Here is a 10,959-nt window from a genome sequence, read left to right on the forward strand (position 1 = left end):
TTTACAATAGATTTAGCGCAAACTGATTACAAAAAAAATTAAACGAATTAAGTTATCATTGATAATCAATTTCGGTAGTTATATTAATTCTATTTATATTCTTCGCCAATTCTTAACTATGAGATGAACATAAGAAATAAGGCAACTACATATAATACCGTTAGGAAATACAGTCTTAATTTCATGCTTATACTTTTTTAGTTATTGTTCGTTTTATCTCCTTCTAAAACCTTGCCAGAAATGCCTTTCAATACGACTTAAAATCTTATAAATTGATAATCAAACACTTTTAAAAAAGATGAATATAAATCCATATTTAGATTGCTACTTATTTTTATCTCAAATTGAGAAAATAATTTCAAAATGACAACTCAAAGATGTAAAATTTCACGTAGCAACACTAAACCGGAACGGCTAATTTTAATATTTTCTCCATTTGACAGAATAATTTGATGCGAATCCTTACTGTAATTTCCAATTTTTGAAATTTCATCTATATTTACTATAAATGACCTATGAACTCTTACAAATTGACCATTAGGCAAGCTATTCTCCAAAGAACGCAAACTAGTTAATTTTAAATACTTCTGCTCTTTTGTATGAATCATCACATAATCGTCTTGCGCTTCAATAAATAATATTTCAGAAACAGGAATTATATGAACATTTACACCTTCTTTTACAACTATTCTATCCAAAAGCCGCCTTTCTTGTTGTGCATTTTTAAGTTTAGATAAAGACTTTTTTAAATCGGGAACTAATACTTTTTGAGTATCCAACACTTTATTAACGGAGCGCTCAAACCGTTCTTGTGAAAAAGGTTTTAATAAATAATCTATTGCGGCTAACTCAAAGGCTTTAACAGCATATTCGTGATAGGCTGTAGTAAAAATTATTTGGGGAGGGTCATCCAAAAGCTCAAGAATTTCAAGGCCATTCAATTTTGGCATTTCTATATCTAAGAAAACAAGATCAGGCTTTTCTGCCTGTATAGCTTTTAAAGCTGAGAAACCATCGGCATAAATACCAATTAAAATAAGTTCCGGTATAGACTGTATCCACTTTTCTAATAATTTTTGAGCGGGTAATTCATCCTCAACTATAAAAACCTTAAGCTGTTTCATCATTATCTGTTTGGGGAATTATAATATTAACTTTAAACAGATTATCTGTTTTTTCGAGCCTAAAATCGGCTGCATTTTTGTAAATTATATTCAAACGCTTACGAACATTATCAATACCTTGTCCGGATCCTTTTTTAACATTAACAGATTTATCATATGTATTACATACTTCTATCAATAAATTAGTATTACTTTCTTTTGCTTTTATTTTAACATCAACATCACCTAATTTACTTCCTAAACCATATTTAATGGCATTTTCCAAAAGAGGTTGTAAAAGCATTGCGGGCAATTTCAAATCTAAAGCTTTTTCTTGAATATTTTTATTGAACTTCAGGCGATTTCCAAAACGAACATGTTCTATAGCCATATAACGTTCCAAATTAACAAGCTCATCCTTAAGATCTATCTTTTCTTGTTTATTTTTTTCAATGGAAAATCGCAAAAAGTCAGATAATTGCAACAGCATTTTACTCGCATTTTCAGGCTCTGTCTGAATTAAGGCATTTAAGCTATTTAAGCTGTTAAACAAAAAATGAGGGTTAAGTTTAGATCTTAATAAATCTATTTCGGCATTTTGTAAGCTTGAATGAAGCTTTAATTCTTTTTCTTTTCGTTGCTGTTGCCGAATATAATTTGCATACAAATAGTAAACAACAATCAGAATAATGTATAACAGAAACCCATTTCCATATCGCCACCCTATTGTTCCCCACAGTAAATTCACATAATCGGGAGATAAAGAAAAAATATGTGCTAATATATAGGTTCCGCTGTACACCCAAATACTAACCAAAACAAAAGCCGAAGCTAAATGTTCTAAAATCAAAGGGAAAAGTTGATTTTTCTCAAAACTGGCATAACGAATAAAATACCACACTCCTATTCCAATAAAGAAATAAATACTTCCGAAAAGAAGACTGTCAATTACTGCATAAAACCACGAAACAGAAAACAACTGAAAAAAGGATAGAGTTTGAATGCTAATCAGTATAACCCAAGCCAAAATATACATTCCAAATGCTGTCTTACTGCTGAAAAGAGGATGTTGCATAGAGGATTAAAATTACAAAAGCCTTTTGAAAAGACAAACTTAGTAAGATTTTAATTCGGCTCCACCGAATAAAACAAGTCCTTTAATCACCAATACTGAAGGAGCACCTTCTGTAATTTCTTCTGGCTTTCGCACATATCTTTTATCACTAAACCCACCAAAAACAGAGATCGTTTCTACTTTTATTACCCAATCTGCAGGAACAATTATTTCCGATCCTCCAAAAACAAAGAAAATATCAAGCACTTGTTTTCCTGGGGCTAATTTAGCACGATGCATCTTTATTTCAGAGCCGCCAAAAATGGCGGTTAGCTTTCCTCCTTTAAAATTCTTACTTGTAATTACACGAGACCCACCACCAAAAATGGCAATATCGTTAACATAATCATCCTGTGCAAAATCGCCTTGTTCATCAGACTGATTCTCATTTCTGTACTTATTGCGCTCTCTTATTCTGTTCTTCCAAAAACGTTCACCATACTTACTTTCAGAGGAATTAAACAGAAGAAAAATACCAACAGCAACAATCGCCATAGGCCAAATAAATCGCCCCATACGAATTGGAATATGAATAATATCCGGAATCCAAAACATTATACCAACTGTCAGCATAATAAATCCGCCCGTTCGGTTATGCGAAAATAGAAGGTTTAAAGTTCCGATAGCTATTAATAACGTTTTCCAACTAAAAATATAATACCTCATTTGTGGAGGCAATACATTTAGATTATTAAGCAAGAACAATAAACCTGCAACCAAAATAATAATACCGGCTATTACACGTCCGTTTGAATCTTGTCTTTGTGGATGATTTCTCATATAGTTTATTTTTTTTGTTTTCAATTTTTAGCGAAACTAAAGACATTACCACAATAAGTCAAGAAGTTTTCGGCGAATGGCATTCATTTATCGGCGAATGACGAAAAACACTTATTTTTGCAAAAAAATCAGATTGATTAAATGAAAATAGCAGCATTAGTTTCGGGAGGTGTCGACAGCTCAGTTACAGTTCACCTGTTAAAAGAAATGGGTTACGACCCTACAATCTTCTACATAAAAATAGGCTTGGAAGATGAGCCCGGATACGTTTGTCCAAAAGAAGAGGATATTGAAATCACCAGTTATATTGCCAAAAAATATGGCTGCAAAATGGAGATTGTCGATTTACAAAAGGAATATTACGACACCGTTATTAAATACACCCTGGATACCGTAAAAAAAGGACTTACACCCAATCCGGATATTATGTGTAATCTGCTTATTAAATTTGGTGCATTTAATGATAAATACGGTAAAGAATTTGATAGAATTTCTACCGGACATTATGCGGGAATAGAAGTAATTGATGGACAAAACTATTTGCATACGGCTGTTGACAGACATAAAGATCAAACCTACTTTTTAGGTCGGATTAGCAATGCTCAATTACAAAAAGCGATGTTTCCATTACAAAATATCCCTAAACCCGAGGTAAGAAAAATCGCCTATAATATCAAACTACCATCAGCAGGAAGACCTGATAGTCAAGGAATTTGCTTTCTTGGGAAAATAAACTATAACGATTTTATCCGCCAATATGTTGGCGAAAATAAAGGCGATATTGTTGAATTAGAAACTGGGCGACGTTTAGGTGAGCATCGTGGATTATGGTTTCACACTATTGGCCAACGAAGAGGATTGGGATTAAGCCAAGGTCCTTGGTTTGTGGTAAAAAAAGATATGGAAAAGAATATTCTTTATGTTTCTAACGGTTACGATCCAATTGCTCAATACGAAGATAAAATTTGGTTAGCCGATTTTAAATTTATTAACGAGAAAGCCGATCGTGATTATTCTGTTTTTCAAGATGTAAAATTTAAAACACGCCACACCCCCGATTTTACAAAAGGAAAACTTATTCAGAAAGGCGATCAATACTTTATTCAATCAGATACTGCAATTGCAGGCATAGCAGCAGGGCAATTTGGAGTAATTTATGACGAAGCGGAAGAAATTTGCTTAGGAGCAGGAATCATTAATAATTCGCTTCTTTAAAAACTTTATTTTCTATTAAATTTGGGATATAAGTTCTCTTTGTTGTATTTTGGTGCTGAAATTTAAAACTCGCATCAAAATGAAACTTAATAAACTTTATTATTTCGTCTTATTTATTGGCTTAGGAATCTCTCTTTTTAGTTGTACAAAAGATGATACTGACACTCCCGATAATCCTCAAGCAGTTCAAAGAGGCGACCTGATAAAATCTGTTAAGATGGATGACATCACCATAACAGAAATAAATCTGGGCTTAACCTTAACCGGAGCACATACAATCTTAAATCCTGAATATAAGGTTGAAATGATTAAACTTTCCTATTCAACTATTGATAGTGAAGGAGAGCCTACAACAGCTAGTGGTGCTTTATTCATTCCGGTAACAGGCGGCACATTCCCTATGTTAAGCTACCAGCACGGCACCTTAGCTAAACGCACTAATGTTCCAACTTATATGGGTTCAAATTCCACAGAAGGAATGGTTGGAGCACTTGGCGCTTCTCTAGGATTTATCAGTTGCTTACCTGATTACTTAGGCTTAGGCGATTCTCAAGAAGTTCATCCTTATCTTCAATCCGAATTATCGGCGTCAGCAAGTATTGACATGCTAATTGCAGCTGAAAATTATTGTGATGAGAATGGAATCTCTTATTCAGGCGATTTATACATTTGTGGGTATTCTGAGGGCGGATATGTTACTATGGCAACTCAAAAGGAATTAGAAGCCGATTATAGCTCAAAGTTTAACCTTAAAGCATCGGCACCAATGGCAGGTCCTTATGATGTTGAAGCTACTGCTGATGGTATATTAACATTAGATACCTACAGCTCACCGGCATTAATTGGTTTTATATTATACTCTTATGCTGAATATTACGACAATTTAGATTTATCGGATATTTTTAATGCTCCTTATGCAGATCTAGTTTCTAGCCTATACGATGGAACCAATGACTTGAGAACTATTAATGCCAACCTAACAACAGATATGACAGCACTATTAAATCAAACTTTTGTAAACGATTTTAAAACCAATGATAATCATGTTTTACGATTAGATTTTCGCGAAAATTCTTTGCTTGACTGGAACCCTAAAAATCCCATCCGATTTTATCACAGCCTAGCTGATGAAATTGTTCCTTACGCTATCAGTGTAAATGCAGAGCAAATTTTGAGTGCAAATAGCAGTTCAACCGTTGAATTGATAAGCATTCAAACTGGTTCTCACACAGATGCTGCCGTACCCATTATATTATCTGCTTTGGAGTGGTTTGATTCTTTAAAATAAGTAACAAACTTTTTACATTGAATTAAAACCTTGTTATTGAACTTTAAATAAAGAAAACATCGGCACAGAAAAAAGTCTCTTTAGCGATGTGCCGCAGCAATTGCTGCAACACTAATTTTTAGATTAGGAATCTCAAGCAAGACACGAGCACAAGCTTCCATAGTAGAGCCTGTTGTAATTACATCATCAACAAGCAAAATATGTTTACCCGACAGTTCTTCAGAATTAACAAGACCAAAAATATCCTTAACATTTTCCCAACGTTCAATCTTCGTTTTACGTGTTTGCGTTTCAGAAGCCGTTTTTCTATACAAGCTTTTAGAATCTACAGGAATATTCATTGTTTGAGCTAATCCAAGAGCAAACATCTCACTTTGATTATAGCCTCTTTTCTGTTGCTTTTTAGGATGAAGAGGGACTGGGATTATCAGATCCACATCATCAAAAGGCGAGGCATTTTTTAGCTGTGTACCGTATCGTTTACCCAAATATATTCCAATCTCCCGCACATTTTTATATTTAAATTTATGCAATAGCGTTTGCACACGATTTCCGTGATGGAAATAAAACATGGCCGTCACTCCTTGTATTGAAACCTTTCCCCAAAAAACAGCGTGCAAAGGATTACTTTCGTCTTTATGCCAATGCGTATAGGGCAACCTACCCAGACAATACGTACAAATAATCTCTTCATTTTTATAAAGACTATTGCCACAAATCTCGCAGGACCGAGGGAATAATAAAGACAGAAAATCATCAATAAAAGAAGCCATAAGCTTGTTTTAGCTTGCAAAAATTTGATTAGATTGCAGCATGATTCCGCTTTTAGAAATAAACGAACTCACCATTAGTTTCCAAGGAAACGAGCAGAGCAATAAAGCTATTGATAATATTAGCTTAAAAATTTATCGCGGAGAAACACTTGGTATTGTAGGCGAATCCGGTTCCGGGAAATCGCTTACTTCTCTAGCGATTATGCAATTATTATCAAAACAAGCTCAACTGAATGCTGGTGAAATTATACTGCATCTCAAAGATACGGAAAAAATAAACTTGACTCAACTGAGCGAAAAGGAATTACGAAGATTACGCGGAAATCATATTGCGATGATTTTCCAAGAACCTATGACTTCCTTAAATCCTGTAATGACTTGCGGAAAGCAAGTGAGTGAAATATTATTATTGCATAAAGATTTATCGAAAAAAGAGGCCAAAGAAAAAACACTACAACTTTTTGAGGAAGTGAAACTGCCGAGAACTCAATCGGTGTACAAAGCCTATCCTCACGAATTATCTGGAGGTCAAAAACAGCGTATAATGATTGCAATGGCTATGGCTTGCGAACCCGCTCTTTTAATTGCTGATGAACCCACAACAGCTTTAGATGTGAGTGTACAGCAATCTATTCTGAATTTGATTCAGCAATTGAAAGAAAAATACAATACTACTACTATTTTCATTTCTCACGACTTGAATTTAGTTTCTAATATTGCAGATCAAATAGCCGTAATTCATCAGGGAAAGATTGTTGAAAAAGGCTCTACAAAAGAGATTTTCTCTAATCCAAAACACCCTTATACCAAAGGATTATTGGGTTGCCGACCTCCACGAAACAAGCGATTAAAACGACTTCCTTTGATGGAAGATTTTTTGAACGAAAAAGCAAAGGATCGATTGTCCTATTTATTGGGCGAAGAAAATGTAATCTCATCAGAAGAACGAGAAAAAAGGCAAATCGATTTATACAATCAAGAACCTCTTTTAGAGGTAAAGAATTTAACGTTAAGCTATCCGCTAAAAAAATCCATTTTTGGTAAAGTTCTAACCGAAGTTAAAGCTGTTGATCAAGTAGGTTTTTATCTTTTTCGAGGAGAAACTTTAGGCTTAGTCGGAGAATCGGGCTGTGGAAAAACCAGTTTAAGTCGGAGTTTATTATTGCTGAATAAACCAACTGCTGGAAATATCCTATTTGAAGGAAAAGAAATATTAACGTTTACAGCGAAAGAGATTAAAACCTTTCGAAAAAAAGTCCAGATTATCTTTCAAGACCCCTATGGATCTCTTAATCCAAGAATAACAGCTGGGGCTGCAATTATGGAACCGATGGTTGCACATAATTTGCATAAAAAGCCAGACAGAAAACAAAAGACGATTGAATTATTAGAGAAAGTTGGGCTTGGTGCTGATAGTTTTAATCGTTATCCCCACGAATTTTCGGGAGGACAACGCCAAAGAATTTCAATCGCGAGAGCTTTAGCTGTAGAACCCGAGTTCATCATCTGTGATGAAAGTGTTTCGGCTCTTGACGTTTCCGTTCAAGCACAAATTCTCAATCTTTTAAACCAATTAAAAGAAGAATTGAAACTTACTTATCTTTTTATTTCGCACGATTTATCGGTAGTACGTTATATGTCGGATCGGATTATGGTAATGGAGGAAGGAAAGATAATTGAAACCAAAGAAGCCGACGAACTATTTACCAAACCCGGACAGCCTTACACCCAAAAACTCCTTGCCGCTATTCCAAAACAAAAGGCATAAAAAAACCGGAAAACTTTCGTTCTCCGGTTATAATGACTATCAATTATGAGATTTTTTAATTTTTTCTAGCGGAATAAACCTATTCCTAATCCAGCTCCGCCACCAAAGTTACCACGATTTCCTCGATTACCACAGTTGCCCATATTTCCTCTATTCATTCTGCCTTGACCTGCACCAAAATTTCCATTTCTTCTGTTGCCTTGACGAGCATCAAAAATTACTTTTTGATCATCAGTTAATAAAGCACGAACAGCTAAACGGTGCTCTGCAGCATTTTTTCTGATTTGAGCCTGAGTAGCAGACATATCATCAATTAAATTAGAAATGTCTTTTAAATTTTGATTATTACCCGTTCTTAAAGCTTGCATTTGAGCACGCATTACGGCTAAATCGTTACGCAATGGAAGGTTCTTCTCTACTAAAGCCGTACGCAAATCGTTAATTTGAACTTGCTGATCTTCGCTTAATTGCATATAAGCACAGTTGCCTGCAAATTGTCTATTTTGATTATATCCTTGTCCTTGATTAAAACCTTGTCCTTGGTTATATCCTTGACCTCTTTGGCCACGCTGTGCACTTGCACTTAAACTCATTCCTACTAATAAAACGATTGCTAAAATGCTTGTTGTAATTTTGTTTGTTTTCATGATATTATATTTTTTTGTTGTTTTGTTATTTTCTGATTCTTTGACTAAACTGAAAATAAAAGGTTTAAAAGATGAATGCATTTTTTTGAATTAAAAAAATTACACCTGCGTAACTCGGTGAATATCTATCAATTATATTTTAAATATTTTTTAAGGAAAAACTAAGCAGAAAAGAAACTCTAGCGTTCAATTGAATTCAAAGAGGTGAAATCAAGATTATGAAGCAATTTTTCCTCAGGGTAAAATTGTAAACAAACAGTATCTTTTGGCAAAAGGTCAAAATAGTTTTTGGAGAAATGCACTGGTCTTTCAGTTTTGAGAAAAACGTTTTTAATAAGTATACTCGATTTAGACCAAAGCTGTATTTGATTGCCCTCGATTAGATATTCTATTTCTGAATTTTCAGGAAGTACTAATTCTTTTGGGCGAGTAAAATAATATTTATTCTCAGTAAGCAGTGTAGAATTATTATACAAACGAGCAGATAATACCATCTTATTCTTATCAAGCACTCCCTTTAATTGGTTTAGTGAAATTCCAAACACTTTTTCAGAACTGTTCGCTTGGATTTTCAAATTGAGCTTTTCGGAATACAATATCTTTCCGTAAAAATCCATCAGTCTTAATTCCAATTCAGCGTCAACCATATTTAAACTATCCGAAACCACAAAAACAGTCAAGACATTGCTTTGCTCTTCAAAAGAGATCAAAAAAGTTTTGAAATCGTGTTGCGCTTCATAATGCATAGCTTTCCAATGGCCAAAATAATCAAGGCTCGACCAAGAAATTCCTGGCCAGCAATCGTTTAATTGCCAATAGAGCGTTCCCATACAATAAGGTTTTGCCCGGCGTTGTGCTTCCAATGCTTTTCCTACTCCGTAAGCTTGCAAGAGCTGACTAACATAAACAAAATCTTCAAAATTTTGCGGGACAGGGAAGTCTCGCTCCATATATTCTACTATTGTTTTGTTACCAATACTACTTTTTTGATGTGCTTTCATTGCTTCTGACTCCAAATTCATCTGACTTGAATCGGCAAAAGTTAGAAGTGTACTCATTTGCGGCAAGGATTGAAATCCAAACTCGCTAGAAAAACGGGGAATTTTTTCTTCATAAACTTCAAAAGGTTCTTTTCCCCACCATATTCCCCAATAATGAGAATCGCCTTCGGTCATACTTTCAGGATGTCCCCAACCAATTTTTGGTGAAGATTCCCAATAGGTTATTTCCGGATTTAATTCACTGATTAAATCGGGCAATAACTTATTAAATAAAGTTTGATAATCGGTCCGAATTTTAAGCGAATCCGCTTTTGAATAATTAAACTTTTTCTGATAACCCCAATTGTGCCAAAGCTCATTTATTTCATTATTTCCACACCATAATGCCAAGCTCGGATGATCGCGTAATCTTTTGATATTATCTTTTGCTTCTTCTTTTACATTCTTCAGAAAGGCGGAATCCCCTGGGTACAGAGAACAGGCAAACATAAAATCCTGCCAAAGCATTATTCCATTTTCATCACATAAATCGTAGAAAATATCGTTTTCATAAATACCTCCACCCCAAACGCGAAGCATATTCATATTGGCTTCTTTTGCACTTTTAATAATTTGCTCATAGCGAGAAGAATCCACGTTTGGTAGAAAATTATCTTGAGGAATGTAATTGGCTCCTTTAGCGTAAACAGGAACATCATTCACCTTAAAATAAAAGCTTTCGCCGATAGAATCTGTTTTTGTTACCAGCTCAATCGTTCTAAACCCTAGCTTTTTATTTTCCTCAAATTTGAAGTTTTCAGCATTTAGCTGAATACTAAAATCATAAAGCGTAGGATTGCCATAACCATTAGGGCACCATCGCTTTGGATTTTCGATACGAAAAGTATCTGCAAGCAGATTCATACCTTTTCTCAGCTTAAACTTCCGATTGATCTTCTCTTCTTTTCCAAGATTTATCAGACAATTCAATTCTGTTTCCGTTTCTGAAAAAACCTGAGCATTCCAAGCAATAATTGCTTCTGCATCGGATAAATGTATTTGGTGTAAACGATTTTCCGTTACTTTGAATTCAGTCCAAAAGTTTAAAGAAATAGGACGCCAAATCCCCATAGTCACATAGCGCGGCCCCCAATCCCAGCCGTATTGATAAGGTGCTTTTCTTGTAAATACACTGGTTTGTTTATCGTTTCTATCGTTATCAGCCGGAAGGCGATACGGGAGGGAATCGTATAATGGAATTGCTTTTTGAATGGGACTTTCAAATACTATT

9 protein-coding genes are annotated in these 10,959 nt (G+C 34.7%); 3 read left to right on the forward strand and 6 right to left on the reverse strand.

Annotated features, from left to right (window positions below; all coding sequences use genetic code 11):
- Positions 1-371 precede the first annotated feature (371 nt).
- The 3 genes from J7K39_03125 to J7K39_03135 are packed head-to-tail and all read right to left on the reverse strand — an operon-like array spanning position 372 to position 2,997.
- Positions 372-1,124, reverse strand: coding sequence for a response regulator transcription factor (locus J7K39_03125; protein ID MCD6178875.1), 753 nt, complete (start codon positions 1,122-1,124; stop codon positions 372-374).
- Positions 1,111-2,178 (reverse strand): histidine kinase, encoded by a 1,068-nt coding sequence (locus J7K39_03130; GenBank protein ID MCD6178876.1) that lies wholly within the window; start codon positions 2,176-2,178, stop codon positions 1,111-1,113. The genes J7K39_03125 and J7K39_03130 overlap by 14 nt, the downstream gene beginning before the upstream one ends.
- A gap of 39 nt (positions 2,179-2,217) precedes the next feature.
- On the reverse strand, positions 2,218-2,997 hold the full coding sequence (locus tag J7K39_03135) for a hypothetical protein (protein ID MCD6178877.1): 780 nt from the start codon (positions 2,995-2,997) through the stop codon (positions 2,218-2,220).
- 141 nt (positions 2,998-3,138) lie between these two features.
- Here J7K39_03135 and mnmA point away from each other — a divergent pair, with 141 nt between their 5' ends.
- Positions 3,139-4,212 carry a tRNA 2-thiouridine(34) synthase MnmA gene (mnmA, locus tag J7K39_03140; GenBank protein MCD6178878.1) on the forward strand — a complete coding sequence of 358 codons (1,074 nt, stop codon included), beginning with the start codon at positions 3,139-3,141 and terminating at the stop codon, positions 4,210-4,212.
- 79 nt (positions 4,213-4,291) lie between these two features.
- Positions 4,292-5,500: a hypothetical protein gene (locus J7K39_03145; protein ID MCD6178879.1), complete on the forward strand. Its 1,209-nt coding sequence runs from the start codon at positions 4,292-4,294 to the stop codon at positions 5,498-5,500.
- Positions 5,501-5,580: 80 nt separating this feature from the next.
- Here J7K39_03145 and J7K39_03150 read toward each other — a convergent pair whose 3' ends face one another.
- Complete coding sequence (locus J7K39_03150; protein MCD6178880.1) at positions 5,581-6,273, reverse strand: ComF family protein; 693 nt, start codon at positions 6,271-6,273, stop codon at positions 5,581-5,583.
- Positions 6,274-6,313: 40 nt separating this feature from the next.
- On the opposite strand from J7K39_03150, the gene J7K39_03155 reads away from it, so the two are divergent.
- Complete coding sequence (locus tag J7K39_03155; GenBank protein ID MCD6178881.1) at positions 6,314-8,041, forward strand: ABC transporter ATP-binding protein; 1,728 nt, start codon at positions 6,314-6,316, stop codon at positions 8,039-8,041.
- Positions 8,042-8,106: 65 nt separating this feature from the next.
- Here J7K39_03155 and J7K39_03160 read toward each other — a convergent pair whose 3' ends face one another.
- Positions 8,107-8,688, reverse strand: a complete 582-nt coding sequence (locus tag J7K39_03160; GenBank protein MCD6178882.1) for a periplasmic heavy metal sensor — start codon at positions 8,686-8,688, stop codon at positions 8,107-8,109.
- Positions 8,689-8,867: 179 nt separating this feature from the next.
- A partial coding sequence (locus J7K39_03165; GenBank protein ID MCD6178883.1) for a glycoside hydrolase family 2 protein occupies positions 8,868-10,959 on the reverse strand: 2,092 nt, incomplete at its 5' end.

The organism is Bacteroidales bacterium, from assembly GCA_021157585.1.
Classification (GTDB): domain Bacteria; phylum Bacteroidota; class Bacteroidia; order Bacteroidales; family UBA12170; genus UBA12170.

Coding starts and splice junctions, on each gene's coding strand:
- J7K39_03155 (MCD6178881.1), top strand. CDS start 6,314: ATGATTCCGCTTTTAGAAATAAACGAACTCACCATTAGTTTCCAAGGA.
- J7K39_03145 (MCD6178879.1), top strand. CDS start 4,292: ATGAAACTTAATAAACTTTATTATTTCGTCTTATTTATTGGCTTAGGA.
- J7K39_03160 (MCD6178882.1), bottom strand. CDS start 8,688: ATGAAAACAAACAAAATTACAACAAGCATTTTAGCAATCGTTTTATTA.
- J7K39_03125 (MCD6178875.1), bottom strand. CDS start 1,124: ATGAAACAGCTTAAGGTTTTTATAGTTGAGGATGAATTACCCGCTCAA.
- J7K39_03135 (MCD6178877.1), bottom strand. CDS start 2,997: ATGAGAAATCATCCACAAAGACAAGATTCAAACGGACGTGTAATAGCC.
- J7K39_03130 (MCD6178876.1), bottom strand. CDS start 2,178: ATGCAACATCCTCTTTTCAGCAGTAAGACAGCATTTGGAATGTATATT.
- mnmA (MCD6178878.1), top strand. CDS start 3,139: ATGAAAATAGCAGCATTAGTTTCGGGAGGTGTCGACAGCTCAGTTACA.
- J7K39_03150 (MCD6178880.1), bottom strand. CDS start 6,273: ATGGCTTCTTTTATTGATGATTTTCTGTCTTTATTATTCCCTCGGTCC.